This window comes from Streptomyces sp. IBSNAI002 (assembly GCF_052244475.1).
GTDB lineage: Bacteria > Actinomycetota > Actinomycetes > Streptomycetales > Streptomycetaceae > Streptomyces.
The window spans coordinates 5,176,834-5,192,657 of the sequence record NZ_JBQPXG010000002.1 but is presented as its reverse complement, the minus strand read 5'-3'; the positions used below and the strand labels follow the sequence as shown (position 1 = coordinate 5,192,657).

Genomic DNA, 15,824 nt, shown 5'->3' with positions numbered 1-15,824 from the left:
CCACGGACGATCACGACAGCCCTCGTCCACAGCGGGAACGCACCCGCGTGAACTGCGTGAACTGCTGGTCATCGGTCCGGTGGACCGGCGCAAGGCCCTTTCACGTGAGAATGAGAAAGCCAATACGCATAACAAACCAGCAGGATACCCAAGCAGACCCGTACGGGTCAAAACGCGGTCCGCGATGCCGATTCTGCTGGCGTCGCGGCGCACTCCGGTTCGGTCCTGGGTGGGGACCCCGCAGTTGTTACAGGCTCTACAGTAACCCGCCCGGAGCGCAGCGCACGACGCGCCAGCAGAATCGCGAGCCCGCACAGGGTGGCGCAGTCCTTGAACGCGCGCCGCTTCTGTGCCAGTTCCGAGGGCCACGGGAGGAGCGCCACCTGGGGCGTCAACGCCAGCCAGAACCAGGGCGAGCGGGGCATCGAGCCCGGCCGCACCGCCGTCGCCAGCAGCAGCGGGAGCACCACCAGCAGGTAGTGGTCGAAGGACGGCCGCGACACCAGGAATGCGGCGAGCATCACCATGCAGGCCGTCTCCACGAGACGCAGCTCACCCCCGTCCGCCTCGTCCGCCGTGCGCCGCCACCGGGTCCAGGCGGCCCACAGCCCCGCACCGGCCCCCGCGAAGGCCACCAGCACCGCCACCGGCTCCGGCACCCCCAGCCGGGGCAGCACCGCGATCGGCGAGGCGTCCCACGGCAGGGCGTACGCGTCCTGCCCCTGGAGCAGGAACGGCAGGGTCTTGGTGAAGAACAGCGACGGGCTCGGCATCAGCAGCGCGCCCGCCAGCGAGAGCCCCAGCGGCACCAGCACGGCCACCGCCAGCCCCCGCCACCGCCGCGCGATCACGAACAGCAGCCCGACCGGCACCAGCATCGGCTTGCAGGCGATCGCCAGCCCGACCACCAGCCCGGCCGCCCCCCAGTGCCGCCGGTGCGCGAGCAGCAGCGCCACCGGCAGCGCGGCCGCCGAGATCGCCGTCCAGTTGCCGATCAGCACGAGGTTCACGTACGGCTTGTAGGCCAGGGCCAGCGCCGGGAAGCCGACCACCGCGAAGCGCGAGCGCAGCGGCACCGAGAACAGCCGCAGCGCGGCCAGCCAGCCGATGCCCAGCAGCCCGGACATCGCGACCGGCAGGCTCCACCGCAGCACCGTCGTCGGCAGCAGCGCCTCCGGAACGGCCATGAGGACCGCGCTCGGCAGGTACAGGAAGCGCTTGTCCTCGTACGGGGACCCGCCGGCCAGCAGCGTCTGCGCCGCCTTGACCACGAAGGCGTTGTCCGAGCCCCAGTTCTCCCGCAGGCTCGTGGAGACGCACACCCCCAGGACCACCGCGAGGGACAGGAGCTGCCAGGGCCGGGAGGCGGGCCGCAGCAGCCAGTCGAGCAGCCGGTTCCCGGAGCTGTGGTTCTCCCACTTCATGAGCCAGATGCTAGGCCGCAGGCCCACAACGCCTCCCCCTCACTCCGACCGAGGGGGCGGTCTCCCCCTAGCGCTTGCGTTCGACTCTACGTTCGTCCCAGACGGGCTCCTGAGTCTCCCGCACCACACCGTCCGAACCGAACACCAGGTACCGGTCGAATGTGCGGGCGAACCAGCGGTCGTGCGTGACGCAGAGCACAGTGCCGTCGTAGGACTCCAGGCCGTCCTGGAGCGCCTCCGCGGACTCCAGGTCCAGGTTGTCCGTGGGCTCGTCCAGCAGCAGCGCCGTGGTGCCCGCCAGCTCCAGCAGCAGGATCTGGAAGCGCGCCTGCTGGCCGCCGGAGAGCTTCTCGAAGGGCTGCTCGCCCTGGCGCTCCAGCTCGTAGCGGCGCAATGCCCCCATCGCCTGGCCCAGCGGCTTGGCCGCCTCCGTCCACAGGATGTCGACGAGGGTGCGGCCGAAGAGCTCCGGGTGCGCGTGCGTCTGCGCGAAGTGGCCGGGAACCACCCGTGCGCCCAGCTTCCAGGCGCCCGTGTGCTTGACGTCCTCGCCCGCCAGCAGCCGCAGGAAGTGCGACTTGCCGGAGCCGTTCGAGCCGAGCACCGCGACCCGCTCCCCGTAGAAGACCTCCAGGGAGAACGGCTTCATCAGCCCCGTGAGCTCCAGGTTCTCCACGGTCAGCGCCCGCACACCGGTCCGGCCGCCCTTGAGCCGCATCTTGATGTCCTGCTCGCGCGGCGGCTCCGGCGGCGGGCCGGCCTCCTCGAACTTCTGGAAGCGGGTCTGCATCGCCCGGTAGCGCGAGGCCATGTCGGGGCTGGAGGCGGCCTGGTTGCGCAGCCGCAGCACCAGGGCCCGCAGCCGGGCGTGCTCCTCGTCCCAGCGCCGCTTGAGCTCCTCGAAGCGCGCGAAGCGCTCCTTGCGGGCCTCGTGGTACGTCGCGAAGCCCGAGCCGTGCACCCACACGTCGCTGCCCGTCGGGCTGGCCTCCAGGCTGATGATCCGCTCCGCGGCCTGGGTGAGCAGCTCCCGGTCGTGGCTGACGAACAGCACGGTCTTGCGGGTGGCCCTCAGCTGCTCCTCCAGCCAGCGCTTGCCCGGGACGTCGAGGTAGTTGTCCGGCTCGTCGAGCAGCAGCACCTCGTCCGGCCCGCGCAGCAGCGCCTCCAGCACCAGCCGCTTCTGCTCACCGCCCGACAGCGTGCGCACCTCGCGGAACTGCGCGGAGTCGTACGGGATGGCCAGCGCGGCCATGGTGCAGACGTCCCACAGGGTCTCCGCCTCGTAGCCCTGGACGTCGGCCCAGTCGCTGAGCGCCTGGGCGTACGCCATCTGCGCCGCCTCGTCGTCGACCGTGAGGATCAGCTGCTCGGCCCGGTCCACGGCCTTCGCGGCCTCCCGGATCCGCGGCTGGGCCACGGAGACCAGCAGGTCCCGCACGGTGGTCTCGTCCCGTACGGAGCCCACGAACTGCGACATCACGCCCAGCCCGCCGCTGATGGTGACCCCGCCGCCGTGCGGCTGGAGCTCTCCGGAGATCAGCTTGAGCAGGGTGGTCTTGCCGGCGCCGTTCGCTCCCACCAGAGCCGCCACCGACCCCTCCCCGACCCGGAAGGAGACGTCGGGGAGCAGGACCCGCCCGTCGGGAAGGTAGTACTCCAGGTGGCTGGCTTCGAGATGTCCCATGCCGCGCATTGTCCCGGTCCGGCCGCGATCCGCCCAAACGGATTAGCAGCAGCCGGCGCCCGGCAGGGTCCGCATGTTCCGGGCTTCCTTGCTGCGGGCGGCCAGCAGTTCGTCGGCCGGGTAGCCGACCTCCTCCAGGGTGAGCCCGTGCGGCTTGACCACGTGCACCGAGGAGTCCCGTACGGCCGCGGCCAGCACCTTGCCCGGCCAGTCGGTGGGCCGGTGCCCGTCGCCGACGTGCAGCAGGGCGCCGACCAGCGAGCGGACCATGTTGTGGCAGAAGGCGTCGGCGCGCACGGTGGCGGTGACGATGCCGTCCTCGCCGCGCTCCCAGCTGAGCCGCTGGAGCGTGCGGATGGTCGTCGCGCCCTCGCGCTTCTTGCAGTACGCGGCGAAGTCGTGCTCGCCGAGCAGCGGGGCGGCGGCTTCGTTCATGGCGTCGACGTCGAGCGGCCACTGGTGCCACAGGACGTGCCCGCGGCGCAGCGGGTCGACGCCGCCCTGGTGGTCGCCCACCCGGTAGGCGTAGCGGCGCCAGATGGCCGAGAAGCGCGCGTTGAAGCCCTCGGGGGCCTCGGCGGCCTTCCACACCCGTACGTCGTGCGGCAGCCGCCCGGCGAGGCGGCGCAGCAGCTTGTCGTGGTGCTCGGCCCACACCTCTTCGGCCAGGTCGAACTGCGCGACCTGCCCCCGGGCGTGCACGCCGGCGTCGGTGCGCCCGGCGACGGTGAGCTCGACGGGCTCCTTCAGCCGCATCACGGTCTGCAGTGCGCTCTCCAGCTCGCCCTGCACGGTCCGCAGCACGCGCTGCTTCGCCCAGCCGGAGAAGTCCTTGCCGTCGTACGACAGGTCCAGCCGCACCCGGACGTGTCCGGGCTCCACCTCGTCACTCACGTGACCGATCCTCTCAGAAAGCAGAACGGGCCCGCCCCGGAGGGGGCGGGCCCGTTCAGAGCCGTTCAGCGTGATCCCGGAGGGGATCAGGCCTCCTTGGTCTCCTCGGCGGCGGGAGCCTCGGCGGCCTCCGCCTCCTTCACCGCGCGCTTGGTGGCGGCCTCGGCCTCACCAGTGGCCTGCTGGGCGACCGTCAGGGCCTCGACCAGCTCGATGACCGCCATCGGGGCGTTGTCGCCACGACGGTTGCCGATCTTGGTGATGCGCGTGTAACCACCGGGGCGGTTCTCGTAGCGCGGGGCGATCTCGGTGAACAGCGTGTGCACGATGCTCTTGTCCGTGATCGTCTGCAGCACCAGGCGACGGTTGTGGATGTCGCCCTTCTTGGCCTTGGTGACCAGACGCTCGGCGTAGGGACGCAGGCGACGGGCCTTGGCCTCGGTGGTGGTGATGCGGCCGTGCTCGAAGAGCGCCTTCGCGAGGTTCGCGAGGAGGTGCTTCTCGTGCGCGGCGGAGCCGCCCAGGCGGGCACCCTTTGCGGGACGCGGCATTGTTACTCCTTCATATCTGCACCGGCCGTGTCAGGTACCGGTGTCAGTTCCCTCAAGCGGTTGCGGGAGGGGGTGCGGGGGGCGTGAGCCCCCCGCAAGCTTTCTAGTACTGCTCGGTCTCGACGAAACCGGCGTCCGCGTCGTCGTCGGCGCCGAAGGCGTCGGCGGCGGCGGTCGGGTCGAATCCGGGCGGGCTGTCCTTGAGGGCCAGGCCCATGCCGGCCAGCTTCGCCTTGACCTCGTCGATCGACTTCGCACCGAAGTTGCGGATGTCGAGCAGGTCGGCCTCGGAGCGGGCGACGAGCTCACCCACGGAGTGGATGCCCTCGCGCTTGAGGCAGTTGTACGACCGGACGGTGAGCTCGAGCTCCTCGATCGGCAGCGCCAGGTCGGCGGCCAGGGCGGCGTCCGTCGGGGACGGGCCCATGTCGATGCCCTCGGCGTCGATGTTGAGCTCGCGCGCCAGACCGAACAGCTCGACCAGGGTCTTGCCGGCGGACGCCATGGCGTCGCGCGGGCGCATGGCCTGCTTGGTCTCGACGTCGACGATCAGCTTGTCGAAGTCGGTGCGCTGCTCGACACGGGTCGCCTCGACCTTGTAGGTGACCTTGAGGACCGGGCTGTAGATGGAGTCGATCGGGATGCGGCCGATCTCCTGGCCCAGCTGCTTGTTCTGGACGGCGGAGACGTAGCCGCGACCGCGCTCGACGGTCAGCTCCATCTCCAGCTTGCCCTTGCCGTTGAGCGTGGCGAGGACGAGGTCCGGGTTGTGCACCTCGACACCGGCCGGGGGCGCGATGTCAGCGGCGGTGACCAGGCCGGGACCCTGCTTGCGCAGGTACATCACGACCGGCTCGTCGTGCTCCGAGGAGACGACCAGCTGCTTGATGTTGAGGATGATGTCGGTGACGTCTTCCTTGACACCCGGCACGGTGGTGAACTCGTGCAGGACGCCGTCCACGCGGATGCTGGTGACAGCGGCACCCGGGATCGAGGACAGGAGCGTACGGCGCAGGGAGTTGCCGAGGGTGTAGCCGAAGCCCGGCTCCAGCGGCTCGATCACGAACCGCGAGCGGTACTCGTCGACGACCTCTTCGGTCAGCGAAGGACGCTGAGCGATAAGCATGTCTGTGTTCCTTCATTCGTGGACGCCCACTATTTGACGCCCGACGGGACGCCGTACCAGGGGTACGGCTACTGCAAGGGTACGGGCGGCACGGCCCCCGAAAGGGTCGTACCGCCCGGACACTCAAGAACGCACAAGTGCGTCCGCTGCGTCAGACGCGGCGGCGCTTCGGCGGGCGGCAGCCGTTGTGCGGGGTGGGGGTGACGTCCTGGATCGAACCGACCTCGAGGCCGGTGGCCTGGAGGGAGCGGATCGCGGTCTCGCGGCCGGAGCCCGGACCCTTGACGAAGACGTCGACCTTGCGCATGCCGTGCTCCTGCGCGCGGCGGGCGGCCGACTCGGCGGCCATCTGCGCGGCGAAGGGGGTGGACTTGCGCGAGCCCTTGAAGCCGACGTGGCCGGCGGAGGCCCAGGAGATCACGTTGCCCGAGGGGTCCGTGATCGAGACGATGGTGTTGTTGAACGTGCTCTTGATGTGGGCGTGCCCGTGAGCGACGTTCTTCTTTTCCTTGCGGCGCACCTTCTTGGCAGCGCCCTGACGACCCTTGGGGGGCATCTAAATCTCCTACGGGAGGTGGTCGGTCCTACAGCGCAAGACCGCTGAACAGGACTACTTCTTGCCCGGCTTCTTCTTACCGGCGATCGCGCGACGCGGGCCCTTGCGGGTACGCGCGTTCGTGCTGGTGCGCTGACCGTGCACCGGCAGGCCACGACGGTGGCGGATGCCCTGGTAGCACTGGATCTCGATCTTGCGGCGAATGTCGCCCTGGATCTCGCGGCGGAGGTCACCCTCGGTGCGGAGGTTGGCGTCCACGTACTCGCGGATCTTGACGAGGTCCTCTTCGGCCAGGTCACGAACGCGGGTGTTCGGGTTCACGCCGGTGGAGGCGAGGATCTCCTTGGACCGGGTGCGCCCGATACCGAAGACGTAGGTGAGTGCGATCTCCACACGCTTTTCGCGCGGGATGTCAACACCGGAAACGCGTGCCACAAATGGCTCCTGTGTGTTCGGGGGTCTTCCGCAGAACCACTCCCGACCGCCGACCACCCGAAATGGGTGATGGTACGTCCGGGTCCCCGGCCCCCGCCGGAGGTACCGCCGGCCCCTCTCAGGGCTGGGCGGGTTCTGCGTATGTACGTTTTCTTACGTCGCGCGAAGAACTGCGGAAGGCAGGTCGGTCGGCGTGCGTCAGCCCTGGCGCTGCTTGTGGCGCAGGTTGTCGCAGATGACCATGACCCGACCGTGACGGCGGATCACCTTGCACTTGTCGCAGATCTTCTTGACGCTCGGCTTGACCTTCATGTTGGTGAGGTTCTCCGGGTCAGTGCCACCACCCGCACCGGGACGGATGCCCAGGCAGGAGTGAGGACAAGATCTACTTGTATCGGTAGACGATCCGGCCACGCGTCAGGTCGTACGGAGACAGCTCCACGACGACCCGGTCATCCGGGAGGATGCGGATGTAGTGCATGCGCATCTTGCCGCTGATGTGCGCGAGGACCTTGTGACCGTTCTGCAGTTCCACCTTGAACATCGCGTTCGGGAGGGACTCGATCACGGTGCCCTCGATTTCGATGGCACCTTGCTTCTTGGCCACGCTTCGCCCTTCGAATCGGCTACCTTGATCGGCTCAGTGCGCCATGCAGGCATGGATATGCACGAGAGCCGACGAGTCAGTCTACGTCAGGGCACCCAGAAAGACGAATCCGGAAAGTTTGCCCCAGAGTGTAGATCATTACGCCAGGGGGTCCGGAGCCGTGGTGACCCCGTACTCCGCCAGCTTGGCCTTGCCGCAGTCCGGGCTGGTCAGGACGATGGGGCCGGCCTCGGTCAGCGCGATGGAGTGCTCCCAGTGGGAGGACCAGGTGCCGTCCGTGGTGATGACCGTCCAGTCGTCCGCCAGGACCTCGGTCTGGGCGGTGCCCAGGGAGACCATGGGCTCGATGGCCAGGCAGACGCCCGGTACGAGCTTGATCCCCTTGCCCCGCTTGCGCGAGACGTAGTTCAGCAGGTGGGGGTCCATGTGCATCTCGGACCCGATGCCGTGGCCGCCGTAGTCCTCGATGATCCCGAACTTGCCGAGGCTGTGCTCACCGGTGGTCGGACGCGGCTGGCGCTTGATGTACGTCTCGATCGCCTTCGAGATGTCCACGAGCCTGTTGCCGAGCTTCATGGCGGCGATGCCGGCCCACATGGACTCCTCGGTCACCCGCGAGAGCTCCACGAGCTCAGGGGCGTGCCCGGTGCCCACGAAGGCGGTGTACGCCGCGTCCCCGTGCCAGCCGTCGACGATCGCGCCGGCGTCGATCGAGATGATGTCCCCGTTCTTGAGGACCGTCTTGTCGTCCGGGATGCCGTGGACCACGACCTCGTTCACCGAGGTGCAGATGGTCGCGGGGAAGCCGCCGTAGCCGAGGAAGTTCGACTTGGCACCGGCGTCCGCGATCACCTTGCGGGCCACCATGTCCAGATCCCGCGTCGTGGCGCCCGGCACGGCCGCCTCACGGGTCGCCGCATGGATCGCGGCGACGACCAGCCCTGCCTCGCGCATCTTCGCGATCTGCTCGGGGGTCTTGATCTGGACCATGAAAAAAGCCTTCCAGCCTCGGTACGAGTCTTCTCAACAGTACGGCCGCGATGCCCAGGGGACACCGCGGCCGTACCCGCACGACAAAGGGTGACTACTTGTTCAGCGCATCCATCGCGCGCTTCGTCACGTCCGCGACCTCACCGAGGGCGGGGATGGTGACGAGCAGGCCCTGGGCCTTGTAGTAGTCGATGATCGGCTCGGTCTGCGTGTGGTAGACCTCCAGCCGGTTGCGGACCGTGGCCTCGGAGTCGTCCCCGCGCTGGTACAGCTCGCCGCCGCACTTGTCGCAGACGCCCTCGGTCTTCGGCTGGGCGTACGCCACGTGGAAGACGTGCGACGAGTCGTTGCGGCAGATCCGGCGGCCGGCGATCCGCTTGACCACCTCGTCCTCCTCGACCTCCAGGTCGAGGACGGCGTCCAGCTTCATCCCCGCGGCCTTGAGCATCGTGTCGAGGGCCTCGGCCTGCGACACGTTGCGCGGGAACCCGTCGAGCAGGAAGCCGCTCACCGCGTCCGGCTGCTCCATGCGGTCCTTGGCCATGGCGATGGTGACCTCGTCGGGAACCAGGTCGCCGGCGTCCATGAACGCCTTCGCCTGCTTGCCCAGCGCGGTGCCCTGGCTGATGTTGGCCCGGAACAGGTCGCCCGTGGAGATGTGCGGGATCGACAGGTTCTTGGCAAGGAACGCGGCCTGCGTTCCCTTGCCCGCACCGGGCGGTCCGACGAGGACGATACGCATCAGCGGAGGAACCCTTCGTAATTACGCTGCTGGAGCTGGCTCTCGATCTGCTTCACGGTTTCCAGACCCACACCCACGATGATCAGGATGCTCGTCCCGCCGAACGGGAAGTTCTGGTTCGCTCCGAAGCCCGCCAACGCCATCGTCGGCACAAGAGCGATGAGTCCCAGGTACAGCGACCCCGGCCAAGTGATCCGGTTGAGCACGTAGCTCAGGTACTCGGCGGTGGGTCGACCGGCACGGATACCCGGGATGAACCCACCATACTTCTTCATGTTGTCTGCAACTTCCTCGGGGTTGAACGAGATCGCCACGTAGAAGAACGCGAAGAAGACGATCAGGAGGAAGTAGACGGCGATGTAGTACGGGTGGTCGCCCTTGACGAAGTGCTTCTGGATCCACGTCGCCCAGCCCGCGGTGGAACCGCTGAACTGAACGACCAGTGCCGGGATGTACAGCAGCGACGAGGCGAAGATGACGGGGATGATGCCCGCCTGGTTCACCTTGAGCGGGATGTAGGTCGAGGTACCGCCGTAGGCACGGCGGCCGATCATGCGCTTCGCGTACTGGACGGGGATCCGGCGCTGCGCCTGCTCGACGAAGACCACCAGACCGACCATCGCGAGACCGACCAGCATGACCACGCCGAACTCGACCCAGCCGTCGGCGATCTTGCCCTGGAGCTTGATCTGCCAGAGGGCGCCGATGAAGCCGGCGGCGATGGAGATGAACATCAGGATCGACATGCCGTTGCCGATGCCGCGGTCCGTGATGAGCTCACCGAGCCACATGACGACACAGGTACCGGCCGTCATGGTGACGACCATGACGACGGTGGTGAAGATCGAACGGTTGGGGACGATCTGGCTGGCGACCTGGCAGCCCTGGAAGAGGGCACCGGTGCGGGCGGTGGCGACGAGGCCCGTGCCCTGCAGGATCGCGAGCGCGACCGTCAGATAGCGCGTGTACTGAGTGATCTTCGCCGTGCCGGACTGGCCCTCTTTTTTGAGGGTCTCCAGCTTCGGGATGACCACGGTCAGCAGCTGCAGAATGATGCTCGCCGTGATGTACGGCATGATGCCGAGCGCAAAGATCGTGATCTGCAGCAGCGCACCGCCGCTGAACATGTTGACGAGACCGAACAGCCCGTTGCTGCTGCCCGCCTGGTCGACACAGATCTGAACGTTCTTGTAGCTCACGCCGGGTACCGGGATGTGGGACCCGAGCCGGAACAGCACGATGATGCCGAGCGTGAAGAGCAGCTTCTTGCGCAGGTCGGGCGTCTTGAACGCCCGGGCGAACGCGGTGAGCACGGTGCCTCCTGCGACCCCCGCGCTACTGCGTCAGAGGTGACGGTCTGAGGGATCGACGTATACGACAAAGCAAAGGTGCACGCCACCTTACCGGCGAGTGCGCCTCCCGTGGAACGACCAACCGGGGATGCCCCATATGTGAGGCATCCCCGGTCGGGTTTCGAGCTATTTAGCCACTGAATTCGTCTTAGACGAGCTCGGTGACAGTGCCACCGGCGGCGGCGATCTTCTCCTTGGCGGAGCCGGAGACGGCGTCAACCGAAACCTGCAGCGCCACGGAGATCTCGCCCTGGCCCAGGACCTTGACGAGGCTGTTCTTGCGAACCGCGCCCTTGGCGACCAGGTCGGCCACCGTGACCTCTCCACCCTCGGGGTAGAGGGCGCCGAGCTTGTCCAGGTTCACGACCTGGTACTCGGTGCGGAACGGGTTCTTGAAGCCCTTGAGCTTCGGGAGACGCATGTGGAGGGGCATCTGCCCACCCTCGAAGCGCTCCGGGATCTGGTAACGGGCCTTCTGGCCCTTCGTACCACGACCGGCCGTCTTACCCTTCGACGCCTCACCACGACCGACACGGGTCTTCGCGGTCTTGGCGCCGGGGGCGGGACGGAGGTTGTGGGCCTTCAGCGGGCTGTTCTCAGCCATGATTAGTCAACCTCCTCAACCGTCACGAGGTGGCGGACGGTGTGAACCATTCCGCGGAACTCGGGGCGGTCCTCCTTGACGACCACGTCGTTCAGGCGCTTGAGCCCGAGCGAACGCAGAGTGTCGCGGTGGTTCTGCTTGCTGCCGATGTACGACTTCGTCTGCGTGATCTTGAGGCGGGCCATTAGACACCCGCCCCAGCACGCGCACGAAGGAGAGCCGCGGGGGCGACGTCCTCGAGGGGCAGACCACGGCGAGCCGCGATCTCCTCGGGACGCTGCAGGCCCTTGAGGGCCGCCACGGTCGCGTGCACGATGTTGATCGCGTTGTCGGAGCCGAGCGACTTCGACAGGATGTCGTGAACGCCGGCGCACTCCAGAACGGCGCGCACCGGGCCACCCGCGATAACACCGGTACCGGGGGAAGCAGGCTTCAGCAGGACGACGCCCGCGGCCTTCTCGCCCTGGATCGGGTGAGGGATGGTGCCCTGGATGCGCGGAACCTTGAAGAAGTTCTTCTTGGCTTCCTCGACACCCTTGGCGATGGCCGCGGGAACTTCCTTGGCCTTGCCGTAACCGACACCTACAGTGCCGTCACCGTCGCCCACCACGACCAGCGCGGTGAAGCTGAAGCGGCGACCACCCTTGACAACCTTGGCGACGCGGTTGATCGCGACAACGCGCTCAACGTAAGCGGTCTTCTCGGCGGCAGGGCCACCGTCGCGACCCTTCCGGTCCCGCCGCTCGCCGCCACCGGCACCGCTTCCGCGGCGCTGGGGTCCAGCCATTGGATTACCTCTCTCTGTTACGTCCGTGAGTCCCGGAACCGGGGCTTAGAACTTCAGCCCGGCTTCGCGGGCGGCGTCAGCCAGAGCGGCAATGCGCCCGGCGTATCGGTTGCCACCGCGGTCGAACACGACGGTCTCGACACCCGCGGCCTTGGCACGCTCGGCGACGAGCGCGCCGACAGCCTGGGCCTGCGAGCTCTTGTCGCCTTCGCCACCGCGGATCGAAGCGTCCAGGGTCGACGCCGACGCCAGGGTGTGACCCTGGAGGTCGTCGATGACCTGAGCAACGATGTTGCGGTTGGAACGCGTCACGACGAGGCGCGGACGCTCCGCCGTACCCGAGACGTTCTTGCGGATGCGGATGTGGCGGCGAGCCTTGGCAGCGCGCTTGTACGCGTCGCCCTTGGCGATCTTCACACCGTATGCCATGGCTACTTACCAGCCTTTCCGACCTTGCGGCGGATGACTTCGCCGGCGTACTTGACACCCTTGGCCTTGTACGGGTCGGGCTTCCGCAGCTTGCGGATGTTGGCGGCGACCTCGCCGACCTTCTGCTTGTCGATGCCCTCGACCGAGAACTTGGTCGGCGACTCGACCTTGAAGGAGATGCCCTCGGGCGCCTCCACCAGGATCGGGTGGCTGTAGCCGAGCTGGAACTCCAGGTTGGAGCCCTTCGCGGCCACGCGGTAACCGACACCGCTGATCTCGAGAGCCTTGACGTACCCCGTGGTCACACCGGTGATCATGTTCGCCACCAGCGTGCGGGACAGGCCGTGCAGGGCCTTGTTCTGACGCTCGTCGTTCGGGCGGGTGACGTTCAGAACGCCTTCCTCACCCTTGACGATCTCGATCGGCGCCTTGACGGTGTGCGTGAGGGAACCCTTGGGGCCCTTCACGGCGACCGTCTGGCCGTCGATGGTGACGTCCACACCGGCGGGAACCTGGATGGGGAGCTTGCCGATTCGCGACATTGCTTTTCCTCCGTTCCCGACTACCAGACGTAGGCGAGGACTTCCCCACCTACGCCCTTCTTGCCTGCCTGCTGGCCGGTCAGGAGACCGTGGGACGTGGAGATGATCGCCACGCCCAGGCCGCCGAGGACCTTCGGCAGGTTGGTGGACTTCGCGTACACGCGCAGACCGGGCTTCGAGATCCGCTTGATGCCCGCGATGGAGCGCTCACGGTTCGGCCCGAACTTCAGCTCGAGGACGAGGTTCTTGCCGACCTCGGCGTCCTCGACCTTCCAGCCGGTGATGAAACCCTCCTGCTTGAGGATCTCTGCGATGTGCGACTTGATCTTGCTGTGCGGCATCACGACGGTGTCGTGGTACGCCGAGTTAGCGTTACGCAGACGCGTGAGCATGTCTGCGATCGGGTCAGTCATGGTCATGAAGTGGCCTTCGGCCTCTCTCGCCGGGGTTTCCTGTATGCGCCATCCCTCTCCCCACTCAGTGGCGGGACGGGTGCGGTGCGGGGACCTACGGCGTAGTAAGTCGATAGGGCGGCGGACGCCCAACCCCACAAGCCTACGGCATGCGGGCAGGGCGGTCCGCCGACCTGATGCTTACCGAGAGCGTCTGGAAAACCTCAACACCCAAAGGGTGGGAGGGTTACCAGGAGCTCTTGGTCACGCCCGGCAGCTCGCCACGGTGAGCCATCTCACGAAGGCACACGCGGCACAGGCCGAACTTGCGGTACACGGAGTGGGGACGACCGCAGCGCTGGCAGCGGGTGTACGCACGCACACCGAACTTGGGCTTGCGGGCAGCCTTCGCGATGAGAGCCTTCTTCGCCATCTCGCTTACGCCTCCTTGAAGGGGAAGCCGAGGTGACGAAGGAGCGCGCGGCCCTCAGCGTCGTTGGTCGCCGTGGTGACCACGGTGATGTCCATACCCCGGGTACGGTCGATCTTGTCCTGGTCGATCTCGTGGAACATGACCTGCTCCGTGAGACCGAAGGTGTAGTTGCCACGGCCGTCGAACTGCTTCGGCGACAGACCACGGAAGTCACGGATACGCGGCAGCGCGAGCGACAGCGTACGGTCCAGGAACTCCCACATGCGGTCACCACGGAGGGTGACGTGGCAGCCGATCGGCTGACCCTCACGCAGCTTGAACTGCGCGATGGACTTGCGAGCCTTCGTGACGGCCGGCTTCTGACCGGTGATCGTCGTCAGGTCGCGGATGGCACCGTCGATCAGCTTCGAGTCACGGGCGGCGTCGCCGACACCCATGTTCACGACGATCTTGACGAGGCCGGGGATCTGCATGACGTTCTCGTAGGAGAACTCCTCACGCAGCTTGCCCGCGATGTCCTCGCGGTACTTCGTCTTCAGACGCGGAGTGGTAGCCATCAGATGTCCTCACCCGTCCGCTTGGCAACGCGGATCTTGTTGCCCTCGTCGTCGAAGCGGTAGCCGACGCGGGTGACGACCTTCTTGCCGTCCTTCTCCACAACCAGCTGAACGTTGCTCACGTGGACCGGGGCCTCGGTGATCACGATGCCACCGGCCTGGTTCTGCGCGGCCTTGGTGTGCTTCTTGACCCGGTTGACACCCTCGACGAGGACACGGTTGTCGGCGGGGAAGGCGACGATGACCTTGCCCTGCTTGCCCTTGTCCTTACCGGTGATGACCTGAACCAGGTCGCCCTTCTTGATCTTCATGCTTACAGCACCTCCGGCGCGAGCGAGATGATCTTCATGAACTTCTTCTCGCGCAGCTCACGGCCCACCGGGCCGAAGATACGGGTGCCGCGAGGGTCGCCGTCGTTCTTCAGAATGACGGCGGCGTTCTCGTCAAAGCGGATGTACGAGCCGTCCTGGCGGCGACGCTCCTTGACGGTGCGAACGATGACAGCCTTGACGACGTCACCCTTCTTCACGTTGCCACCGGGGATCGCGTCCTTGACGGTGGCGACGATGACGTCACCGATGCCCGCGTAGCGGCGACCGGAACCACCGAGAACACGGATGCAAAGGATTTCCTTGGCACCAGTGTTGTCGGCGATACGCAGTCGCGACTCCTGCTGGATCACGTGTATCTCCTGTTTGTCTGCCGGTTCCCGGCGGGGGCTTCACTCCGGAGAGCGTCGCCCCCACCGAGCCTGGCGGAACGAACCTAAGGGAAACCCCTCAGGTGCTTACTTGGCCTTCTCGAGGATCTCGACGATGCGCCAGCGCTTGCTCGCCGACAGCGGACGCGTCTCCATGATGAGGACGCGGTCGCCGACGCCGGCAGCGTTCTGCTCGTCGTGCGCCTTGAGCTTGTTCGTACGGCGGATGACCTTGCCGTACAGGGCGTGCTTGACGCGGTCCTCGACGGCGACGACGACGGTCTTGTCCATCTTGTCGCTGACGACCAGACCCTCACGGGTCTTGCGGAAACCGCGCTCGGTCTTCTCAGTCACGTTGTTCTCGCTCATCAGGCGCTCTCCACCGTCTCGATACCGAGCTCACGCTCGTGCATCAGGGTGTAGATGCGAGCGATGTCCTTACGGACGGACTTGAGCCGGCCGTTGTTCTCCAGCTGACCCGTGGCCGCCTGGAAGCGGAGCTTGAACAGCTCCTCCTTGGCCTCGCGCAGCTTGCCAACGAGCTCCTCGTTGCCGAGCTCACGCAGCTCGGACGCCTTGGTTCCCGTCGCCATCACGACTCACCTGCCTCGCGCCGAACAATCCGGCACTTCATCGGAAGCTTGTGAGCAGCGCGGGTGAGCGCCTCACGAGCAATCTTCTCGTTCGGGTAGGACAGCTCGAACATGACCCGACCCGGGTGCACGTTGGCGATCCACCACTCGGGAGAACCCTTACCGGAACCCATGCGGGTTTCGGCCGGCTTCTTCGTCAGCGGGCGGTCCGGGTAGATGTTGATCCAGACCTTGCCGCCACGCTTGATGTGGCGGGTCATCGCAATACGAGCCGCCTCGATCTGGCGGTTCGTCACGTAAGCCGGGGTCAGCGCCTGGATGCCGTACTCGCCGAACGTGACCTCAGTACCGCCCTTGGCCATACCGCTGCGCTTCGGGTGGTGCTGCTTGCGGTGCTTGACCCTACGAGGGATCAGCATGTCG

The 15,824-nt window shown here is 66.9% G+C and carries 25 protein-coding genes; all 25 read right to left on the bottom strand.

All coding sequences use genetic code 11. The features are described from left to right. Positions 1 to 167: 167 nt before the first annotated feature. The 25 genes from ACTVZO_RS25215 to rplP all read right to left on the bottom strand — a co-directional run bounded on the left by ACTVZO_RS25215 (position 168) and on the right by rplP (position 15,820). Complete coding sequence (locus ACTVZO_RS25215) at positions 168 to 1,424, bottom strand: glycosyltransferase family 87 protein (protein WP_443300519.1); 1,257 nt, start codon at positions 1,422 to 1,424, stop codon at positions 168 to 170. 67 nt (positions 1,425 to 1,491) lie between these two features. Then, positions 1,492 to 3,120: an ATP-binding cassette domain-containing protein gene (locus tag ACTVZO_RS25210; RefSeq protein ID WP_443300518.1), complete on the bottom strand. Its 1,629-nt coding sequence runs from the start codon at positions 3,118 to 3,120 to the stop codon at positions 1,492 to 1,494. Positions 3,121 to 3,153: 33 nt separating this feature from the next. Continuing rightward, a complete protein-coding gene (gene truA, locus ACTVZO_RS25205; protein ID WP_443300517.1) occupies positions 3,154 to 4,005 on the bottom strand; it encodes a tRNA pseudouridine(38-40) synthase TruA in 852 nt (283 codons plus the stop codon). Between the two features lie 86 nt (positions 4,006 to 4,091). Further along, on the bottom strand, positions 4,092 to 4,556 hold the full coding sequence (gene rplQ, locus ACTVZO_RS25200; RefSeq protein ID WP_215023458.1) for a 50S ribosomal protein L17: 465 nt from the start codon (positions 4,554 to 4,556) through the stop codon (positions 4,092 to 4,094). Positions 4,557 to 4,659: 103 nt separating this feature from the next. After that, positions 4,660 to 5,682 carry a DNA-directed RNA polymerase subunit alpha gene (locus ACTVZO_RS25195; protein WP_008739666.1) on the bottom strand — a complete coding sequence of 341 codons (1,023 nt, stop codon included), beginning with the start codon at positions 5,680 to 5,682 and terminating at the stop codon, positions 4,660 to 4,662. 151 nt (positions 5,683 to 5,833) lie between these two features. Beyond that, entirely contained in the window at positions 5,834 to 6,238 is a 405-nt protein-coding gene (rpsK, locus tag ACTVZO_RS25190) for a 30S ribosomal protein S11 (RefSeq protein ID WP_003956432.1), read from the bottom strand. Between the two features lie 54 nt (positions 6,239 to 6,292). Next, the gene (gene rpsM, locus ACTVZO_RS25185; protein ID WP_007265919.1) at positions 6,293 to 6,673 is read right to left on the bottom strand and encodes a 30S ribosomal protein S13; all 381 of its coding nucleotides are present in this window, start codon (positions 6,671 to 6,673) and stop codon (positions 6,293 to 6,295) included. A gap of 198 nt (positions 6,674 to 6,871) precedes the next feature. Beyond that, entirely contained in the window at positions 6,872 to 6,985 is a 114-nt protein-coding gene (gene rpmJ / locus ACTVZO_RS25180; protein ID WP_003956441.1) for a 50S ribosomal protein L36, read from the bottom strand. A 73-nt stretch (positions 6,986 to 7,058) separates the two neighbouring features. Then, complete coding sequence (infA, locus tag ACTVZO_RS25175; RefSeq protein ID WP_003956442.1) at positions 7,059 to 7,280, bottom strand: translation initiation factor IF-1; 222 nt, start codon at positions 7,278 to 7,280, stop codon at positions 7,059 to 7,061. A gap of 138 nt (positions 7,281 to 7,418) precedes the next feature. Further along, positions 7,419 to 8,270: a type I methionyl aminopeptidase gene (map, locus tag ACTVZO_RS25170; RefSeq protein ID WP_443300516.1), complete on the bottom strand. Its 852-nt coding sequence runs from the start codon at positions 8,268 to 8,270 to the stop codon at positions 7,419 to 7,421. 94 nt (positions 8,271 to 8,364) lie between these two features. Beyond that, a complete protein-coding gene (locus ACTVZO_RS25165) occupies positions 8,365 to 9,012 on the bottom strand; it encodes an adenylate kinase (RefSeq protein ID WP_443300515.1) in 648 nt (215 codons plus the stop codon). Further along, on the bottom strand, positions 9,012 to 10,325 hold the full coding sequence (secY, locus tag ACTVZO_RS25160) for a preprotein translocase subunit SecY (RefSeq protein WP_384224725.1): 1,314 nt from the start codon (positions 10,323 to 10,325) through the stop codon (positions 9,012 to 9,014). Before secY ends, ACTVZO_RS25165 begins: the two co-directional genes overlap by 1 nt. Before the next feature lie 187 nt (positions 10,326 to 10,512). Next, positions 10,513 to 10,968, bottom strand: coding sequence for a 50S ribosomal protein L15 (gene rplO / locus ACTVZO_RS25155; RefSeq protein ID WP_069921525.1), 456 nt, complete (start codon positions 10,966 to 10,968; stop codon positions 10,513 to 10,515). Between the two features lie 2 nt (positions 10,969 to 10,970). Then, positions 10,971 to 11,153: a 50S ribosomal protein L30 gene (gene rpmD, locus ACTVZO_RS25150; protein WP_005313525.1), complete on the bottom strand. Its 183-nt coding sequence runs from the start codon at positions 11,151 to 11,153 to the stop codon at positions 10,971 to 10,973. Beyond that, positions 11,153 to 11,755, bottom strand: a complete 603-nt coding sequence (gene rpsE, locus ACTVZO_RS25145; protein ID WP_030864431.1) for a 30S ribosomal protein S5 — start codon at positions 11,753 to 11,755, stop codon at positions 11,153 to 11,155. The genes rpmD and rpsE overlap by 1 nt, the downstream gene beginning before the upstream one ends. A gap of 45 nt (positions 11,756 to 11,800) precedes the next feature. Next, the gene (gene rplR, locus ACTVZO_RS25140; RefSeq protein WP_030008471.1) at positions 11,801 to 12,184 is read right to left on the bottom strand and encodes a 50S ribosomal protein L18; all 384 of its coding nucleotides are present in this window, start codon (positions 12,182 to 12,184) and stop codon (positions 11,801 to 11,803) included. Between the two features lie 2 nt (positions 12,185 to 12,186). Then, the gene (gene rplF / locus ACTVZO_RS25135; protein WP_443300514.1) at positions 12,187 to 12,726 is read right to left on the bottom strand and encodes a 50S ribosomal protein L6; all 540 of its coding nucleotides are present in this window, start codon (positions 12,724 to 12,726) and stop codon (positions 12,187 to 12,189) included. Positions 12,727 to 12,746: 20 nt separating this feature from the next. Next, entirely contained in the window at positions 12,747 to 13,145 is a 399-nt protein-coding gene (gene rpsH / locus ACTVZO_RS25130) for a 30S ribosomal protein S8 (protein ID WP_007265911.1), read from the bottom strand. A 220-nt stretch (positions 13,146 to 13,365) separates the two neighbouring features. Continuing rightward, complete coding sequence (locus ACTVZO_RS25125; protein ID WP_003956452.1) at positions 13,366 to 13,551, bottom strand: type Z 30S ribosomal protein S14; 186 nt, start codon at positions 13,549 to 13,551, stop codon at positions 13,366 to 13,368. Between the two features lie 5 nt (positions 13,552 to 13,556). After that, positions 13,557 to 14,108: a 50S ribosomal protein L5 gene (gene rplE / locus ACTVZO_RS25120; RefSeq protein ID WP_030154702.1), complete on the bottom strand. Its 552-nt coding sequence runs from the start codon at positions 14,106 to 14,108 to the stop codon at positions 13,557 to 13,559. Further along, the gene (gene rplX / locus ACTVZO_RS25115; RefSeq protein ID WP_030008468.1) at positions 14,108 to 14,419 is read right to left on the bottom strand and encodes a 50S ribosomal protein L24; all 312 of its coding nucleotides are present in this window, start codon (positions 14,417 to 14,419) and stop codon (positions 14,108 to 14,110) included. The genes rplE and rplX overlap by 1 nt, the downstream gene beginning before the upstream one ends. A gap of 2 nt (positions 14,420 to 14,421) precedes the next feature. Next, entirely contained in the window at positions 14,422 to 14,790 is a 369-nt protein-coding gene (gene rplN / locus ACTVZO_RS25110; RefSeq protein ID WP_008739701.1) for a 50S ribosomal protein L14, read from the bottom strand. Positions 14,791 to 14,895: 105 nt separating this feature from the next. Continuing rightward, on the bottom strand, positions 14,896 to 15,177 hold the full coding sequence (rpsQ, locus tag ACTVZO_RS25105; RefSeq protein ID WP_030008467.1) for a 30S ribosomal protein S17: 282 nt from the start codon (positions 15,175 to 15,177) through the stop codon (positions 14,896 to 14,898). Next, the gene (gene rpmC / locus ACTVZO_RS25100) at positions 15,177 to 15,401 is read right to left on the bottom strand and encodes a 50S ribosomal protein L29 (protein WP_008739703.1); all 225 of its coding nucleotides are present in this window, start codon (positions 15,399 to 15,401) and stop codon (positions 15,177 to 15,179) included. Before rpmC ends, rpsQ begins: the two co-directional genes overlap by 1 nt. Further along, positions 15,401 to 15,820, bottom strand: a complete 420-nt coding sequence (gene rplP / locus ACTVZO_RS25095) for a 50S ribosomal protein L16 (protein ID WP_008739704.1) — start codon at positions 15,818 to 15,820, stop codon at positions 15,401 to 15,403. The genes rpmC and rplP overlap by 1 nt, the downstream gene beginning before the upstream one ends. Positions 15,821 to 15,824 lie beyond the last annotated feature (4 nt).

Coding starts and splice junctions, on each gene's coding strand:
- ACTVZO_RS25215 (WP_443300519.1), bottom strand. CDS start 1,424: ATGAAGTGGGAGAACCACAGCTCCGGGAACCGGCTGCTCGACTGGCTG.
- ACTVZO_RS25210 (WP_443300518.1), bottom strand. CDS start 3,120: ATGCGCGGCATGGGACATCTCGAAGCCAGCCACCTGGAGTACTACCTT.
- rplQ (WP_215023458.1), bottom strand. CDS start 4,556: ATGCCGCGTCCCGCAAAGGGTGCCCGCCTGGGCGGCTCCGCCGCGCAC.
- ACTVZO_RS25195 (WP_008739666.1), bottom strand. CDS start 5,682: ATGCTTATCGCTCAGCGTCCTTCGCTGACCGAAGAGGTCGTCGACGAG.
- rpsK (WP_003956432.1), bottom strand. CDS start 6,238: ATGCCCCCCAAGGGTCGTCAGGGCGCTGCCAAGAAGGTGCGCCGCAAG.
- rpmJ (WP_003956441.1), bottom strand. CDS start 6,985: ATGAAGGTCAAGCCGAGCGTCAAGAAGATCTGCGACAAGTGCAAGGTG.
- map (WP_443300516.1), bottom strand. CDS start 8,270: ATGGTCCAGATCAAGACCCCCGAGCAGATCGCGAAGATGCGCGAGGCA.
- ACTVZO_RS25165 (WP_443300515.1), bottom strand. CDS start 9,012: ATGCGTATCGTCCTCGTCGGACCGCCCGGTGCGGGCAAGGGAACGCAG.
- rplO (WP_069921525.1), bottom strand. CDS start 10,968: ATGGCTGAGAACAGCCCGCTGAAGGCCCACAACCTCCGTCCCGCCCCC.
- rpmD (WP_005313525.1), bottom strand. CDS start 11,153: ATGGCCCGCCTCAAGATCACGCAGACGAAGTCGTACATCGGCAGCAAG.
- rpsE (WP_030864431.1), bottom strand. CDS start 11,755: ATGGCTGGACCCCAGCGCCGCGGAAGCGGTGCCGGTGGCGGCGAGCGG.
- rplR (WP_030008471.1), bottom strand. CDS start 12,184: ATGGCATACGGTGTGAAGATCGCCAAGGGCGACGCGTACAAGCGCGCT.
- rplF (WP_443300514.1), bottom strand. CDS start 12,726: ATGTCGCGAATCGGCAAGCTCCCCATCCAGGTTCCCGCCGGTGTGGAC.
- rpsH (WP_007265911.1), bottom strand. CDS start 13,145: ATGACCATGACTGACCCGATCGCAGACATGCTCACGCGTCTGCGTAAC.
- ACTVZO_RS25125 (WP_003956452.1), bottom strand. CDS start 13,551: ATGGCGAAGAAGGCTCTCATCGCGAAGGCTGCCCGCAAGCCCAAGTTC.
- rplE (WP_030154702.1), bottom strand. CDS start 14,108: ATGGCTACCACTCCGCGTCTGAAGACGAAGTACCGCGAGGACATCGCG.
- rplX (WP_030008468.1), bottom strand. CDS start 14,419: ATGAAGATCAAGAAGGGCGACCTGGTTCAGGTCATCACCGGTAAGGAC.
- rpsQ (WP_030008467.1), bottom strand. CDS start 15,177: ATGAGCGAGAACAACGTGACTGAGAAGACCGAGCGCGGTTTCCGCAAG.
- rpmC (WP_008739703.1), bottom strand. CDS start 15,401: ATGGCGACGGGAACCAAGGCGTCCGAGCTGCGTGAGCTCGGCAACGAG.
- rplP (WP_008739704.1), bottom strand. CDS start 15,820: ATGCTGATCCCTCGTAGGGTCAAGCACCGCAAGCAGCACCACCCGAAG.